The following is a 15,365-nucleotide window of genomic DNA, read 5'->3' as shown; positions in this document are numbered from 1 at the left end:
AGTGCTGCACCCCCGGATCTCAGAGCCCCGCCAGGAGCACCTTGTTGGGGCGAGGAGGACCGTTCATTCCCGATCGGGCGACCACTTCATCCCGGATCGCCTTCCAGTTCCCGAGTTCTCGGTACTCGAAGCGGATGACCACCAAGCCCAATGACTCGAGCCCCTTCTGGCGCCGGTTCTGTTGGGACAGCTTCTCCAGGACAGCGTCCCGCTCCTCGCCGTACTTGGCCTTGCCGTCGAATTCGATGACAGCATCGGTTCCCTCGATCTCGACATCGACGAAGTAGAGCGCGTCACCGACTTGGTGGGCGGCCTGAGTCCGGACCCCGGTGAACCCGGCTGCCTTCAGAGCCCAGAGCAGGAGCGCTTCCGGCACGGACTCGCACCCTGCATCGGCTGCCCTGATCACTTCGCGAGCGCGGGAGACGTTGCGCTGCCCGGGTCCTCGACTCTCCAGGAGATCCAACATGCGGGCGCGCCACAGCTCCTCCCGCTCACGACTCTCGTTCATGTGGAAGCGGTCGAACCGGCTGAGCATCCTGAGCGCACCCGAGACGATGACCAGGCTCTCCCTCGGGTGCATCGAAGAGGCACACTGCACTGCCGTGGCCGGGAGGTCGCTCACGATCAGCTCCCTCAGGTGCTCGATCCGATGAGCGGGGACCGGTGTCTCGTGCCGGACCAGCCGAACCGAAGGAATGACAGTGTGGTCCGGAAGGAGAATGGCGGGGAGGACGGCAGCCTTCCCTCCCCACCGTCGGCCGATGGAGACGTGGACATCCGTGAGATCCGCTGTCATCCCGAGCCCGTGCACCACGGCGGCCGCCTGGTGGCTGAGTGCCGCACTGGGACCGAGCAGCAACGACACCGCACATGCGCGGACGAGATTGGCACGGCGCGCACGTTCCCACCGATCGGGCACCATCAGGTAGCTCGCCTCGACGAGGACGTTGCGGAACACGCGGACGAGCTCACCCGAACCGAGTCGCCGGGCGCACCTTCCCGAGGACCTCCTGTCCGCCACCACGATGTGCTGCAACACCGCTGACGACTCTTCCATGATGTCAGTTCTTAGCAGACCATTGCGCTTGGAATCGTTCCTCCACAGGTTGCCCGTGAGCCAGCGTGCAAGTCCCTTCGCGTGGGAACGCTGGGAGGACAGGGGGTGAGGGTCGGGCAACAACGCGCTGTGGGTTCGACCCCGAACCCACACCCACAGACCGCCCTCGCGCCGCCGAACCCACACACCGTCGCCGCCACAGGCCCCAAGACGTCAACCAGCTGTGGGTTCGACCCCGAATCCACGCCCGCAGACCGCCCTCGCGCCGCCGAACCCACACACCGTCGCCGCCGCCCTCAGCAGCACCCGCAGGGGGCGCTGCTGCCTCAGGCCAGGCCGATGTCCGCCAGACCCAGGGCGTGCAGGTAGGGGTACCCTGCGGCCTCGATGCGTTCCTTGGCGCCCGTGTCGCGGTCGACGACCACCGCCACGGCGACCACCGTCGCCCCGGCCTCCTCCACCGCGGCCGCCGCCTCCAGCGGGGACCCGCCCGTGGTCGAGGTGTCCTCCAGGACCACCACCCGACGACCGGCGATGTCGGGCCCCTCGATGCGCCTGCGCATCCCGTGGTCCTTGGCGGCCTTGCGCACCACGAAGGCATCGACGTCCAGTCCGCGCGAGGCAGCCGCGTGCAGGATCGCCGTGGCCACCGGGTCGGCGCCCATGGTCAGACCGCCCACGGAGTCGTAGTCGCCGGGAGCGAACCCGGACTCCTCCAGCAGGTCCAGCATCACGTGGCCGATGAGCGGCGCCGCCTCGTGGTGCAGGGTGGCGCGACGCATGTCGACGTAGAAGTCGGACTCACGCCCGGAGGCGAGCGTGACCTTCTCGTGGACCACGGCCAGGTCCCGCACGAGTTCGGCGAGGCGGGCCTTCTGGGAGTCATTCGTCATGTGCCCAGCCTATCGGGATCGACGAGGGCGCTCCCGCCCTCGTCCGTGGTCACCGGGGCACAGCGGCTGGCACGGGCCCGGGCACACCGGCCGGAACCCCACAGCCCTCGGGAGAGCCACTCAGGAGTGGGGGATGCGCCGCACCACGGCACGCACGGCGGCGCGCGGGGCGAGGCGCGTGACCACGGAGGTCACCTTGTACAGGGGCGTGGGCGTCACCAGGACCCGACCGTGCCGGACCGCGTCCAGGGCGGCGGTCACCACCTGCTCGGGAGTGGACCAGACCCACCCGGGGGTCGCGGACACGTCCAGGCCGGCGGCCTCGTGGAAGTGCGTGTGCGTCAGTCCCGGGCTCACGAGGGTGGCGGTGACCCCACTGCCGCGAAGTTCCTCGCTCAGCCCCTCGGTGAAGGTGCGCACCCAGGCCTTGTGGGCGGAGTAGGTGCCCATCCCCGTGTCGGCGGCGACGGACCCGACGTTGAGGACGGCTCCCCGTCCGCGGGCGACCATGGAGCGTGCGGCCGCGTGGGAGAGCACCATGACGGCCCGGACCATGACGTCCAGTGCACCGAGCTCGGCGTCGAGGTCGTCCTCCAGGAAGGGACGACCCAGGCCGTACCCGGCGTTGTTGACCAGCAGGCCGACCGGTGCGTCCGAGTCGCCGGGCTCCGACAACCTCCGGGCGACGAGGGCGACGTCGGCGGGGTCCGACAGGTCGGCGCGGAGGACCTCCACCCCGATGCCGGCGATCTGGTGCAGGCGGGTGGCCAGTTCCTCGAGACGGTCCTGGGTCCGGGCCACGACCACCAAGTCGTGGCCCGCGGCAGCGAGCTGCCAGCAGAACTCCTCGCCGAGTCCCGAGGTCGCGCCCGTCACCAGTGCTGTGCCCATGGGGTCATCGTAGTGAGTCCGCACGACCACGGCCCTGCCCGCAGTGGTGGGGCCCGGTCCCCGGGGCGGTGGACCTGGAGGCGGGACCGTAGGCTGGGCGCATGAGGATCGCCACCTGGAACGTCAACTCCATCCGCACCCGTGTCGACCGGGTCGTCGCCTTCCTGGAGCGCTCGGACACCGACGTCCTGGCCATGCAGGAGATCAAGTGCCGGCCCGACCAGTTCCCCACTGCCCCCTTCGAGGTCGCCGGTTACCAGGTGGCGGTGCACGGGCTCAACCAGTGGAACGGGGTGGCCGTCGCGTCCCGACTGCCCATCTCGGACGTCCAGCGGGGGTTCCCCGACCAGCCGACCTGGGGGGATCCGGGTGTGGTGGAGGCGAGGGCGCTCGGCGTGACGGTCGCGCAGCCGCCCTCGTCGACGGGTGGGACGCCACGGGACCTCACGGTGTGGAGCCTCTACATCCCCAACGGGCGCACCCTGGACGACCCGCACTACCGGTACAAGCTCGAGTGGCTGGCGGAGCTGCGGGCCGACGCGAAGGGGTGGCTGGAGGCGGACCCCGAGGCCCGCATCGTCCTCGTGGGCGACTGGAACGTGGCCCCGACCGACGCCGACGTGTGGGACATGGGGTTCTTCGCGGGCAAGACGCACGTCTCCCCGCCCGAGCGCGCCGCCTTCGACGCCTTCGCCGAGGACGGCTGGGTGGAGGTCACCCGCCCGCGCGTCACCAACTACACGTACTGGGACTACCAGCAACTGCGCTTCCCCCGCAACGAAGGCATGCGCATCGACTACGTCTGCGCCTCACCGGCGCTCGCGCCCGAGGTCACCGGTGCCTCCATCGACAGGAACGAACGCAAGGGCAAGGGCGCCTCCGACCACGTGCCGGTCGTGGTGGACATCGACTGAGCACGGGGGGTGCGGCTCGTCAGGGGGGCCGGGCGGCTCGTCAGGGGGCTGGGCGGGCCTGCCGGGTGCGGCCGGGGCCCACGTCGGCGGCTGTGCCCGCATCGGCGAGGGCGGCCGGGCAGCGCACAGCCGCGTGGGTACACGGACAGGGGCGCGCTCACAGGGGCGCACCGACAGTTCGCGCCGCCGGATGCCGGGCGGGAGGGGACGGACCTCGTGCCCAGAAGTGAGCGGACCTCAACGTGAGAAGTGAGCGGACCTCGGCGGGGTCAGGGGTCGACGAGGCGGTCGAGGATCTCCTGGTTGAGTGCCGCCCAGTGCTCCTGGTGCCAGGGCCCGAAGGGCTCGGTACCGAGGAACACGGCTGCCGCGTCGCGCGCGCGGTCCACCCAGATGAAGGAGCCCGACACACCGAAGTGCCCGAAGGTCTCCGGCGAGGCACCGGGAGCGGTCCAGTGGGGGTGCTTGTGGCCCCGGATCTCGACACCCAGGCCCCACGGGCACGGCGTCTGGCGGCCGTAGCCCGGGACCACCCCGACCAGGTCGGGGAACACTGGGGAGGTGGCCTCGTGGTCCAGTGCCGGGGACACGAGACGGGGGTGCAGGAGCTCGTCCGCGAGGACGAGGAGGCCCTCGACGTCGGAGACACCCGAGTGCGCGGCGGACCCGGGCACATCGGTCACCTCCATGCCGAGCGGCTCGAGGAGCACCTCCTCCACCCACCTGCGCACGGGAGTGGCAGTGGCCTCCTCGAGCCCGGCGGCCAGGACCTCGATGCCCCGGTTGGAGTAGATGCGCCGTGCACCGGGGTGGGCGAGCACCGTGTCGGAGTCCATGGCCAGGCCCGAGGCGTGGCACATCAGGTGGCGCACCGTGGAGCCCGGCGGCCCGAGCGGGTCGTCCAGGGAGAGCATGCCCCGGTCCACCGCGACCAGAGCCGCCCGGGTGACGAGGACCTTGGTGACCGAGGCGAGGGGGAAGGGCCGCTGGGTGTCGCCCTCGCGGTGGAGGACCTCCCCGCGGGCGAGGACCGCGAGGGAGTGCTCGAAGGGGACGGGGTAGAGGTCCGTGGCCGTCACGGGCGTCCGCCGGCCCTCATGCGTGCATGTCCCGGTAGATCTTGAGGGAACGCGCGAAGACGTCAGCCAGGTCCTCCGGGATCGAGGCGGCGAGGGTGAGCACGACCTCCGGGCGTAGTTCCAGGGTGCGGCTGCTGGCCGCGAGGAACCCGGCGATCGTGTGGCGTTCGGCCTCCTCCCCGCTCAGGTAGCGGGCATGCACGGCCATGCCGTACCAGTCGCGGATCAGTGCACAGGCCATGGCGGTGGGCGTGAGGTCGAAGTTGACGGTGCCCGCCGACAGGAGCCGTTCCATCTCGGTCTCGAGGAAGGAGTGGAGTGCCTCGAAGCGATAGGCGAAGTGGTCGTGGGCGGGGTGGGTGGGCGAGGCCGCCTCCACACCGAGCACACAGTCCAGGGCCATGATCGTGCGCGCATCGGGGTGCTTGGCCAGGCGCATCATGGCGAGCGCGAGTTCCGCGACGGAGTCGGGACGGATGCCCTTCTCGATGATGGCGCCGGTGTCCTCGTCGATGTCGATGTCGAGCAGGCCGAACTCGCGTTCGTAGCGCTGGACGACGGCGAGGAGCAGGGCCTCCTTGGAGGGGAAGTGGTAGATGACCGCGGGGTGTGAGATCCCCACGGACCGGCCGACGTCCCTCAACGAGAACCCGTGGTACCCGGAGTCCGCGATGAGCCGCATGGACGTCTCGAGGATCGACTCGCGCGTGGCGAGGCCGGCGGAGTAGGAGCCACGTGTCCTGCGTTCCGCGGGCATCCTCGGCCTCCCTTGCTGAAACTCACCTCACGGGCGGCACCTGCGGCCCGCGTCCACCATTCTCCCACGGCCCGGGGGTCGCCGACGACCGCCCGTGCAGCCACCCGCGTGCCGAGGTACCGATCTGCCCTCCCAGCAGGCACCCGCTCACGTGCCGGAGCCACCCGACTGGGTGCCGTGGGGCGTCCGGCTGCGTGACCGACGGGCACCCGGCTGTCCGGCCGAAGAGCACCCAATCCCCAGGGTTGGACCATCCGCAGCAGACACCCGCCCGGTGTCAGACGCGCTCCCCGAGGCCGGCCGCGAAGGCCGTGAACAGGTCCCACCCGGCCGGCCACTCCCCCAGGTCGGAGTCGGAGTTGATGTGTCCGAGGTTCCCCACCGACACCCATCCCGCCTCCCAGGCCCGGGCGATGTCCGTGGAACGTTCCGAGCTGCAGAAGGGATCGTCCTCGCTGGCGACGACGAGGGCGGGCACACCCAGTTCCCCGCCGAGCGGACGGGCGCCGAATGAACGCGCCGCTGGAGGGAAGGCCGGCACGCCCGGGTCCGGCACGGCCACGAGGAACACCGCCCGGATGCGCATGGGGTGACGCCGGGCGAAATCGGCCGCGGCCAGGCATCCGAGACTGTGGGCGACGAGGACGGCTGGTCCGTCGGCCACGGCACGGTCGAGGGCCGCCGACCAGTCGGTGGGATCCGGCTCGCTCCAGGACGCAGGCGCGAAGCGGACGAGGGAGGGATGCGCCTCCTCCCACGCGGTCTGCCAGTGCTCGGGTCCGGAGCCGCCATAGCCGGGGACGGTGACGACGTGCATGCTTCCCTCCAGCCGGTGGTGCAGGTGTCGAGGTCGGGCGGGCACCGGTGCGGATGTGCACCGGACCCGCACGCCAGTCTCACACCGCCGTGGACAGCCGGGTCCACCGGTCCGGCCAGCGGAGTCAGGTGACAGGACTCCTGTGGACCGGTGGCGTCGCAGTGGACCCGGGACCAGCGATGGAGTCCGCGTCAGCGACGGTGTCGGGATCGACGGTGCTGACAACGGTACTGACAGGGTCAGGAGCGCAGCCGCGGCTGGGCAGGTTCCGGGCGGGCGAGCTCCCCGTGGGCACCTTCCGTGCAGGCAGGTTCCGGGCGGGCAGGTCCCGTGCGGATAGGTCCTGGCCACGCGCTCGGCAGACGTGCGGGAACGGGAAGCCCCGCGAGGACGGCAGTGGCCCCGCCCTCGTCACGCACGAGGGCGGAGCCACAGGTGGTCCGGACGGATCCTCCGAACTGCCCCAAGCAGCCGGGTCACCAGTCCCGGTCGGCGTCCTCCTCGGAGGGAAGGTCGGCGACCGCGCCGGAGGTGACGGTGAGACCACTGAGGTCCTCCGACACGTCCACGCGCACCCGGTCGCCGTCCTCGACGTCACCCGAGAGGAGCAGCGTCGCCAGACGGTCACCGATCTCGCGCTGGACGGTCCGACGCAACGGACGTGCACCGTAGGCGGGGTCGTACCCGACCCTGGTCAGCCAACCCTTGGCGGGCTCGGAGACGTCCAGGGTGATGCGGCGCGAGGCGAGCCTGCGGGCCATGTCCTCGACCTGCAGGTCCACGATCCGCGCCAGGTCGTCCTGGGACAGCGGGTCGAAGATCAGGGTCTCGTCGAGACGGTTGAGGAACTCGGGCTTGAAGGCCCGGCGCACCTCCGCCATCACGGCCTCCCGCTTCGCGTCCGCGTCCAGCGTCTGGTCCACCAGGTACTGGGACCCGAGGTTGGACGTCAGGATGAGGATCGTGTTGCGGAAGTCGACGGTACGGCCCTGGCCGTCGGTCAGGCGGCCGTCGTCGAGGACCTGGAGGAGGATGTTGAAGATCTCCGGGTCCGCCTTCTCGACCTCGTCGAGCAGGACGACGCTGTAGGGGCGCCGCCGCACGGCCTCGGTCAGCTGGCCGCCCTCCTCGTAGCCGACGTACCCCGGGGGCGCGCCGACCAGACGGGCGACCGAGTGCTTCTCGGAGTACTCGGACATGTCGATGCGGACCATGGCGTGCTCGTCGTCGAAGAGGAACTCCGCCAGGGACTTCGCCAACTCCGTCTTGCCGACGCCGGTGGGTCCCAGGAAGAGGAACGAACCGGTGGGCCGGTCGGGGTCGGAGATGCCCGCACGCGAGCGGCGCACGGCGTCGGCGACCGCGTGGACGGCGGATTTCTGCCCGATGAGTCGCTTGCCGATGACCTCCTCCATGTGGAGGAGCTTCTCGGTCTCGCCCTGCAGCAGGCGCCCGGTGGGGATGCCCGTCCAGGCCTCGACGACCTCGGCGATCTCCTCGGCCCCGACCTTCTCGGCGATCATGGGCTCGGGGGCGTTGCCGTCCTCGTCGGTCTCGTCGGCTGCGGCCTCCGCCTCCGCGATCTGACGCTCGATCGCGGGGATCTCACCGTTCTGGAGACGTCCGGCCTCCTCCCAGCGGTTCTCGCGGACCGCCAGGTCCAATTGCGTGCGCAGCTCGTCGAGCTGGACGCGCAGGTCACCGACCTTGTTGTGGCCGGCCTTCTCGGCCTCCCAGCGACTGGTGAGTGCCGTCAGCGACTCCTGCTTGTCGGCCAGGTCGCTCCTCAGGCGGGCCAGGCGGTCCTGGGTCGCCTCGTCGGTGGCGTCGGGGTCGGACTCCTGGAGGTAGGACTCCTCCATGCGCAGGCGGTCGACCTGGCGGCGCAACTCGTCGATCTCGACAGGGCTGGAGTCCAGCTCCATGCGCAGACGTGACGCGGCCTCGTCGATCAGGTCGATGGCCTTGTCGGGCAGCTGGCGCCCGGTGATGTAGCGGTCGGACAGCGTGGCGGCTGCGACCAGCGCACCGTCGGAGATCGTGACCTTGTGGTGGGCCTCGTACTTGGGTGCGATGCCACGCAGGATCGCGATGGTGTCCTCCACGGAGGGCTCACCGACGAAGACCTGCTGGAAACGACGCTCCAGGGCAGGGTCCTTCTCGATGTTCTCGCGGTACTCGTCCCGGGTGGTCGCGCCCACCAGGCGCAGCTCACCGCGGGCCAGCATGGGCTTGAGCATGTTGCCCGCGTCCATGGACCCCTCGGCGGAGCCCGCACCGACGACGGTGTGGAGCTCGTCGATGAAGGTGATGACCTGGCCCTCGGACCGCTTGATCTCGTTGAGCACGCCCTTGAGGCGTTCCTCGAAGTCGCCGCGGTACTTGGCCCCGGCCACCATCGACGTGATGTCGAGGGCGATGAGCAACTTGTCGCGCAGGGAGTCGGGCACGTCGCCGGCGACGATGCGCTGGGCGAGGCCCTCGACCACTGCGGTCTTGCCGACGCCGGGCTCACCGATCAGCACGGGGTTGTTCTTGGTGCGCCGGGACAGGACCTGGATGACACGGCGGATCTCGGTGTCACGGCCGATGACGGGGTCGAGCTTGCCCTCCCGCGCCACCTCGGTGAGGTCACGGCCGTACTTCTTGAGTGCCTCGAAGGAACCCTCCGGGTCGGCCGAGGTGACCGGCTCGGGACGCAGCTCCTTCAGGGCTGCGACCAGCTTGTCGGGCGTGGCGCCGGCCTCGGTGAGGATGTGGCCCGCCTCGGTGTCGGAGTCCGCCAGTGCGATGAGCAGGTGCTCCGTGGAGACGAACTTGTCCCCGCCCTCGTCGGCGCGCCTCCCCGCCTCGTTGAGGACGTTCATGAGGGAGCGGGACGACTGTGGCTGGGCCACGGATGATCCCGAGCTGGAGGGCAGGGAGACCAGCACGTTGCGCACGCGGGTCCCCACGACCTTCCGGTCGGCACCGACCGCTGCCAGCAGTGACAGCGCGATGCCCTCCTCCTGCTCGAGGAGTGCCCCGAGCAGGTGTGCGGGTTCCACCTGGAGATTCCCCGCGGCCCCAGCTGCCTGGACGGCGGAGCTGATGGCCTCCTGCGACTTGGTCGTGAATTGATGGTTCACGTCTACCTCCTGATGTGGCGCCGGGGCGTCGCGGTCCCCGGGAGGGGGCGACGCAGGGGCGCTGCGAAATGTGCAGTGACCGGGAGTGCGCGGTCTGTCCCGCGCTGGTCCCGATGTCTGCAGATCTCAACGTTCACAACCTTGAGTGTATTCCACTCAAGTTTGATTGTCGCCCCCTGCTGCGCAGGACCGGGCCCGGGATGCGGGGGGCACGGGTGTCGTCACTGCGCCCGGGACGGCCCGGCATGCCCCGCGGTGAGTGCCGCGACCGGTGACGGGAGGTGCGCCCACGAGGGCGGCCCGGGGCCGTGTGGGCGGCAGGGAGCGTTCGGCGCACCGGGCCGCCACCCGGGGACCCGAACGAGGTCGCGGCCATGCCCTCCGCCCGTAGCATGTCGCCATGACACGCTCCGATGCCGCCCGCAACCGGCAGACCCTCGTCGACGCGGCCGAGGCGGTGTTCACCGAGCACGGTCCCGACGCCCCCCTGGCGTTGGTCACCGCCCGCTCCGGTCTGGGGCGGGGCACCCTCTACCGGCACTTCCCCAACCGGATCGCCCTGGTCTCCGCCATCTACGGTGCCCGTCTCGACCGCTACCTGGCCCACACCCGCGCCCACGCCGAGGACCCCGAGGTGCTCCTGGACGTCATCGCGATGATCGCCTGGGACCAGTACTCGATCCCCGGCATGTTCCGCATCATCCATGCCAATGCCCAGGCCTCCGACCAGGCCGCTCGCCTGTGGGAGCGGACCGAGGCCGTCTTCTCCGAACCCCTGGAGATCTCCCGGGACGCCGGCGTGGTCCGCGAGGACCTCACGGTCAACGATGTCCTCCTGGTCCTCGCCATGCTCTACGGGGTGGCGCAGTCACCCTCGACGGAGAAGTTCGGCCGCGCCGCCGTCGAGCGCACCCTCGTCCACCTCCGGCGCATGCTGACCTGAGGGTCCTCGTGGCCGCGCGGAACACTGACGCACACGCGGTCGCGCACAATGTGACCATGACGAACCCGGACCCGCTGCCCACTCCCCCCGCCTGGCTCGACGAGGTCGAGGGGGACCGGGCCCTGGACTGGGTCCGCGAGCGCAACGCGGCCACCGAGGCCGAGTTGGCCGGACCCCACCTGCAGCACCTGGAGGCCCGCCTCCTCGAGGTCCTGGACTCCCCGGACCGCATCCCCTTCGTCCGGGTGCGCGGGACGTGGGCCTACAACTTCTGGACCGATGCCGACCACCCGCGCGGGTTGTGGCGTCGACAGGACCTCGACGCCTACCTCGACGGTGGCGACGACTGGGACGTGCTGGTGGACGTCGACGCCCTGTCCGCCTCGGAGGGGCACTCCTGGGTCTGGCACGGGGCCAGCGTGCTGTACCCCGACGGGGACCGGGCGCTCATCGACCTCTCCGAGGGGGGCTCCGACGCCGACACCACCCGCGAGTTCGACATCACCTCCCGCACGTGGGTCACGGACGGGTTCACGCGGTCACGGGCGAAGGGCTCGATGTCCTGGATCGACCGTGACTCGGTGTGGGTCGCGAACGACTTCGGGCCCGGTACGGTCTCCACCTCCGGGTACCCCCTGCAGGTCCGCCTCGTGCGGCGCGGGCAGGACCCGGCTGACGCGCCCGTGGTGGTGCACGGGGACCGCGAGGACCTGGGTGTGGGCGTCCACCACGACCACACCCCCGGTTTCGAGCGTTCATGGGCCGAGATCGCCCACGACTTCCACCACTCCACCACCTACCTCCTGCGAGACGTCACTGCCCTGTCGGCCGGGACGGGGAGCAGCGCCGGGACCGGCGCGCCGGCAGGCCACGGGGGCGGGGAGCGCACCGACCGCTCGGCACCCACCGAGGGGGCGGGCCGCTCTGACGCATCCACCCCGGCGCCCACCGAGGGGGTGGGCCGCGCTGACGCGCCCGTCCCGGTGGCCATCGACGTCCCCTCCTCCGCCGACGTGGGCGCCTGGCGGGAGTGGCTGCTGGTGGCGCTGCGCGAGGACTGGGAACTGGAGGGCCGGACGTGGGCGGCGGGGTCACTGCTCGCCTTCGACCTGGAGGACTTCCTGCGCGGCTCCCGTCAGGTCAGCGCGCTCTTCGAGCCGGACGACCACACCTTCCTGGAGACCTTCACGGCCACACGGCACCACCTCGTCCTCACACTCCTCAGCGATGTCACCTCACGTCTGCGGGTGGCGACCCCGCCCCTGTCGACTGAGGGGGGTGCGCTGGACTGCGCGGGGAGGACGCCACACCCCGGCGGGACGGGAGGACAGCCCGGCGGGACGGGAGGACAGCCCGCCGAGGGTGACCCCGGCGTGGTTCCCCCACGTGCCGACGGCGCGCAGGACACTCCCGGCGGGAGCGACGCGACGCAGGGCCCCCGGTCCGCGGGCGGACCGACCGGCGGTTGGGCACTGCGCGACCTGGACCTGCGCGGGACGGAGGTGCCCCCGCTCAGCACGGTGTCGGTGGGTGCGGTCGCGCCGCTGGAGGACGACCGCCTGTGGCTGACCGTCTCCGGGTTCACCACACCGACGACCCTCGCCCTCCTGGAGCTCTCGCCCACCGGCACGGTGGGCTCTTCCCGGTCGGTGCGACGGGCCCCTGAGCTCTTCGACCCCACAGGCGTGGAGGTCAGCCAGCACTTCGCCACCTCCCAGGACGGGACCCGGATCCCCTACTTCCAGGTCGGTCGCCCCGGCGGCAACCCCACTGCGCCGACCCTCCTGTACGGCTACGGCGGATTCGAGGTCTCCCTGCTCCCGCACTACGCCCCGGGCGTGGGCCGGGCCCTCCTGGAACAGGGGGGCACCTACGTCGTCGCGAACATCCGCGGTGGCGGGGAGTACGGACCCGCCTGGCACCGGGCGGCCCTGCGCGAGCACAGGCACCGCGCCTACGAGGACTTCGCTGCCGTGGCCCAGGACCTGGTCGGGCGCGGGGTCACCACCCCGTCGCGGCTGGGCATCCAGGGCGGCTCCAACGGTGGACTGCTCACGGGCAACATGGTCGTGCGCGAGCCCGGCCTGTTCGGGGCGGCCGTCGTCCAGGTGCCCCTCCTGGACATGCGCCGCTACCACACCCTCCTGGCCGGGGCGTCGTGGATGGCCGAGTACGGCGACCCCGACGACCCCGAGCAGTGGGAGTCGATCAGGGAGTTCAGCCCGTTCCACCTCTTCGACCCCGCGCTGTCCCACCCACCCGTCCTCATCACGACCTCCACGCGCGATGACCGGGTCCACCCCGCCCACGCACGCACCATGGCCTGGCGCATGCTCGAGGGCCGCGCGGACGTCCTCTACTTCGAGAACACCGAGGGCGGCCACGCGGGGGCCGCGGACAATGCGCAACGCGCACACGTCCAGGCCCTGGTGTGGGAGTTCCTCCGGAGGCGCCTGGGGGACTGAGGGGCACGACGAGGGCGACGCCGGCGGGGTCAGGCCCGGTAGGGCCCCATGTTCCACTGCCCGCGCTGGATCTCGCGGCGCCGACGGTTCACCCTGACCAACCAGACGACACCGACGATCGTCAGCACCACGCCGATCACCCCGACCACCGTCCCCCACACGAGCGAACGCGCGCCGGCGGCGGTGAGCGCGGAGGCATCCACCCCGGTCATCCCCACCATCTGACCGGTGCCCTCGCCGGTGCAGTCGAGGGTGTACTGACCCGCCGGGATCCCCATCCCCAGGACGACGGAGGAGTTGCCCGTCGCCTCGTCGAGGGCGTGGGTGGTGCCGTCGGAGCCCTCCAGTGTGCAGCTGATCGACTCACCGCCGGTGGCGCTGACCAGGTAGGAGCCGGACTGGTCGACCGTCACCGTCGATCCCGATGTCACCGAGGCGGCATTGGCGACGAGGTCCTGGAAGCCGGCGCCCGAGAGGAGGACGGCCAGGAACACGCCGAAGGCGAGGACGGTCGCCGTGAGCGCCCCCACCACGACCAGGACGATGGCCCAGGCCCTCGAGGGCAACGGCTGGAGCGGCGCGGAGGGGCCCGGACCGTAGGGGCCCGACGGGACCCCCGGACCCTGCTGGTAGGGCGGTTGGGCTCCGTACCCGGGGCCGGTGGGGTACTGGGCTCCCCCCTGCGGTCCGCTCGGCGCGCCGGTGGTGCCGGCCTGGGGCCACGGTGACCCCGAGGGGGTCGAGCCACTGGTCTGGCCGTACTGGGGCCACGGGGTGCCGGAGGTCTGGCCCGGTTGCGTCGCCGAGGGATCCTCGGGCTTCCATCCGGGTGAGCGCTGACCGAAGCGCGGACCGCCGTCCGGTGTCGGGTCGTTCGGAGTTGACATCTCGGCCCCTTCCAGGGGTTCGTCTGATGCCTGAAGTCTAGCCGCGGGTGCCCCGCGCTTCCCACGGAGGATGCCCTCCGGGACGGGTGTCGCCACCGGGGCGGTGGGCAGGCGGGTGTGGACGGGCGGCCCCGGAGCGGCCCTCACCCCCAGTGGTGGGCGGGAGGGTTCACGGACGCCGGACGCCGGTGGCCCCGAGTCGCTCCTGCCGGAGTTCGGGGACGCCGGGGACGTCGAGGGGCTCCAGGTCGTGCCCCACTGCGCGGGAGAGCAGCAGGTCGGCCAACTGGGGATTCCGGGCGAGGGCGGGACCGTGCATGTACGTCGCGACCACCGACCCCTGGACGACGCCGTCGGTGGCGAGGGGGGCGGGTTCCTCGCCCTCGGGCGTGCCGTTCCCGGTACCCACGAGCACACGGCCCAGCGGAGCGGCGTCCGGACCCAGGACCGTCCCGCCTCCGTGGTTCTCGAACCCGGTGAGCAGGTCGGTGAGCCCCTCCACCAGGGGCTCGGAGACGAGCTCGCCGATGGTGCGGTGTCCCTGGGGGTCGGTGGTGACGTCGAGGACACCGATCCCGGCCACGCGTTCCCCGCGTGCATCGCGGTACCAGTGGCCCAGCACCTGCAGGGACGCACAGATGGCGAGCAGGGGGCGCCCGGCGTCGAGGGCGCGCACGAGCCCCGGGTCGCTGGCGAACTTGCCCGCCGCCAGTGCCTGGGCGGTGTCCTCGCCGCCGCCCATCGTGTAGATGTCGAGCCCCTCGGGGATCGGCGTGTCCAGGTCGATGACGTGGACCTCGGCCTCGATGCCGCGTCGGCGTGCCCGCTCACGGAGGATCCACGCGTTGCCGGTGTCCCCGTAGGTACCGAGCACTTCCGGCAGCAGGACCCCGATGGTCAGGACCGAGTCGCTCATCGCTCCCCCTTGCCGGAGTCCGTCGTCGCGTCCACGGGGCCGCCCTCGTCGGTGCCCGTGCCCCGGGCACCGCCACGGGAGTCGAGGACGCGCTTGAGATCGCGGAATGCGGTGTAGTTCGCCAGCAGCTCGACCTTGCCGGGTCGGCACAGCTCGATGGCTTCCATCGGTGTGTCGACCCGACGGCAGTGCAGGCCGTCGTACTCCAGGCGGACCGCGAGGTCCGCACCCCGCTCACCGCAAGCGACGACGGTGCGCTGACGGCCCGTCTCCAGGGCGGAGAAGTCCACGTCCCACAGCCAGGAGAGGTCCTGTCCGTCGGGGACCTGACCGTTCACGGCCACGACCACCTGGTCGACCTCCGGGTCGACCATCGTCATGGCCTCCTGCCAGCCCGCCGGGTTCTTGGCCAGCATCACACGGACGAGTCGCCCATCGACCTCGTGGAGGGAGTAGCGTCCCGCGACCTCGCTGACGCCGCTGACCGCGGTGACGGCCTCGTGCGCGTCGACCCCCAGCGCGACCGCGGCGGCGACGGCCTGGGCGGCATTTCCGAGGTTGGCCACGCCGGGCAGCGCCAGGTGGAGGTCCTCCCGGATCCCCCCGGGGCCGACG

The 15,365-nt window shown here is 71.4% G+C and carries 13 protein-coding genes; 3 read left to right on the top strand and 10 right to left on the bottom strand.

The window, feature by feature from the left end; genetic code table 11:
* Window positions 1-19 precede the first annotated feature (19 nt).
* From TA90_RS13280 to TA90_RS08770, 3 genes are all read right to left on the bottom strand, one after another.
* Complete coding sequence (locus TA90_RS13280; protein WP_147513438.1) at window positions 20-1,060, bottom strand: DUF559 domain-containing protein; 1,041 nt, start codon at window positions 1,058-1,060, stop codon at window positions 20-22.
* Window positions 1,061-1,386: 326 nt separating this feature from the next.
* Window positions 1,387-1,953: an orotate phosphoribosyltransferase gene (gene pyrE / locus TA90_RS08775; protein WP_043535829.1), complete on the bottom strand. Its 567-nt coding sequence runs from the start codon at window positions 1,951-1,953 to the stop codon at window positions 1,387-1,389.
* 120 nt (window positions 1,954-2,073) lie between these two features.
* Window positions 2,074-2,844 carry an SDR family NAD(P)-dependent oxidoreductase gene (locus TA90_RS08770; protein ID WP_043535828.1) on the bottom strand — a complete coding sequence of 257 codons (771 nt, stop codon included), beginning with the start codon at window positions 2,842-2,844 and terminating at the stop codon, window positions 2,074-2,076.
* A 101-nt stretch (window positions 2,845-2,945) separates the two neighbouring features.
* Here TA90_RS08770 and TA90_RS08765 point away from each other — a divergent pair, with 101 nt between their 5' ends.
* Window positions 2,946-3,758: an exodeoxyribonuclease III gene (locus TA90_RS08765; RefSeq protein ID WP_043535827.1), complete on the top strand. Its 813-nt coding sequence runs from the start codon at window positions 2,946-2,948 to the stop codon at window positions 3,756-3,758.
* Between the two features lie 269 nt (window positions 3,759-4,027).
* Here TA90_RS08765 and TA90_RS08760 read toward each other — a convergent pair whose 3' ends face one another.
* From TA90_RS08760 to clpB, 4 genes are all read right to left on the bottom strand, one after another.
* Entirely contained in the window at window positions 4,028-4,837 is an 810-nt protein-coding gene (locus TA90_RS08760; protein WP_043535826.1) for a serine hydrolase domain-containing protein, read from the bottom strand.
* A gap of 16 nt (window positions 4,838-4,853) precedes the next feature.
* Window positions 4,854-5,594, bottom strand: coding sequence for a TetR/AcrR family transcriptional regulator (locus tag TA90_RS08755; protein WP_043535825.1), 741 nt, complete (start codon window positions 5,592-5,594; stop codon window positions 4,854-4,856).
* A 277-nt stretch (window positions 5,595-5,871) separates the two neighbouring features.
* Window positions 5,872-6,411, bottom strand: a complete 540-nt coding sequence (locus TA90_RS08750) for an RBBP9/YdeN family alpha/beta hydrolase (RefSeq protein WP_043535824.1) — start codon at window positions 6,409-6,411, stop codon at window positions 5,872-5,874.
* 476 nt (window positions 6,412-6,887) lie between these two features.
* The gene (gene clpB / locus TA90_RS08745; protein ID WP_052450691.1) at window positions 6,888-9,539 is read right to left on the bottom strand and encodes an ATP-dependent chaperone ClpB; all 2,652 of its coding nucleotides are present in this window, start codon (window positions 9,537-9,539) and stop codon (window positions 6,888-6,890) included.
* A gap of 400 nt (window positions 9,540-9,939) precedes the next feature.
* Here clpB and TA90_RS08740 point away from each other — a divergent pair, with 400 nt between their 5' ends.
* Both TA90_RS08740 and TA90_RS08735 read left to right on the top strand, forming a co-directional pair.
* On the top strand, window positions 9,940-10,482 hold the full coding sequence (locus tag TA90_RS08740; RefSeq protein ID WP_052450690.1) for a TetR/AcrR family transcriptional regulator: 543 nt from the start codon (window positions 9,940-9,942) through the stop codon (window positions 10,480-10,482).
* Between the two features lie 56 nt (window positions 10,483-10,538).
* The gene (locus TA90_RS08735; protein WP_043535823.1) at window positions 10,539-12,947 is read left to right on the top strand and encodes a prolyl oligopeptidase family serine peptidase; all 2,409 of its coding nucleotides are present in this window, start codon (window positions 10,539-10,541) and stop codon (window positions 12,945-12,947) included.
* A gap of 29 nt (window positions 12,948-12,976) precedes the next feature.
* Here TA90_RS08735 and TA90_RS08730 read toward each other — a convergent pair whose 3' ends face one another.
* From TA90_RS08730 to TA90_RS08720, 3 genes are all read right to left on the bottom strand, one after another.
* Window positions 12,977-13,834 (bottom strand): hypothetical protein, encoded by an 858-nt coding sequence (locus tag TA90_RS08730; protein WP_043535822.1) that lies wholly within the window; start codon window positions 13,832-13,834, stop codon window positions 12,977-12,979.
* A gap of 169 nt (window positions 13,835-14,003) precedes the next feature.
* The gene (locus TA90_RS08725; RefSeq protein WP_043535821.1) at window positions 14,004-14,750 is read right to left on the bottom strand and encodes a type 1 glutamine amidotransferase; all 747 of its coding nucleotides are present in this window, start codon (window positions 14,748-14,750) and stop codon (window positions 14,004-14,006) included.
* On the bottom strand, window positions 14,747-15,365 hold a 619-nt coding region (locus tag TA90_RS08720; RefSeq protein ID WP_147513437.1), incomplete at its 5' end, for a DUF1727 domain-containing protein. The genes TA90_RS08725 and TA90_RS08720, both read right to left, overlap by 4 nt.

The sequence above is a fragment of the Actinomyces polynesiensis genome, assembly GCF_000820725.1.
In the GTDB taxonomy this organism is placed as follows: Bacteria; Actinomycetota; Actinomycetes; order Actinomycetales; family Actinomycetaceae; genus Pauljensenia; species Pauljensenia polynesiensis.
The sequence above is the reverse complement of the archived record's forward strand: the minus strand, read 5'-3'. Positions and strand labels throughout refer to the sequence as shown.

Bases quoted from the DNA above. Each gene is read 5' to 3' on its own strand.
- TA90_RS13280 (WP_147513438.1), bottom strand. From the start codon at position 1,060: ATGGAAGAGTCGTCAGCGGTGTTGCAGCACATCGTGGTGGCGGACAGG.
- pyrE (WP_043535829.1), bottom strand. From the start codon at position 1,953: ATGACGAATGACTCCCAGAAGGCCCGCCTCGCCGAACTCGTGCGGGAC.
- TA90_RS08770 (WP_043535828.1), bottom strand. From the start codon at position 2,844: ATGGGCACAGCACTGGTGACGGGCGCGACCTCGGGACTCGGCGAGGAG.
- TA90_RS08765 (WP_043535827.1), top strand. From the start codon at position 2,946: ATGAGGATCGCCACCTGGAACGTCAACTCCATCCGCACCCGTGTCGAC.
- TA90_RS08755 (WP_043535825.1), bottom strand. From the start codon at position 5,594: ATGCCCGCGGAACGCAGGACACGTGGCTCCTACTCCGCCGGCCTCGCC.
- TA90_RS08750 (WP_043535824.1), bottom strand. From the start codon at position 6,411: ATGCACGTCGTCACCGTCCCCGGCTATGGCGGCTCCGGACCCGAGCAC.
- TA90_RS08740 (WP_052450690.1), top strand. From the start codon at position 9,940: ATGACACGCTCCGATGCCGCCCGCAACCGGCAGACCCTCGTCGACGCG.
- TA90_RS08735 (WP_043535823.1), top strand. From the start codon at position 10,539: ATGACGAACCCGGACCCGCTGCCCACTCCCCCCGCCTGGCTCGACGAG.
- TA90_RS08730 (WP_043535822.1), bottom strand. From the start codon at position 13,834: ATGTCAACTCCGAACGACCCGACACCGGACGGCGGTCCGCGCTTCGGT.
- TA90_RS08725 (WP_043535821.1), bottom strand. From the start codon at position 14,750: ATGAGCGACTCGGTCCTGACCATCGGGGTCCTGCTGCCGGAAGTGCTC.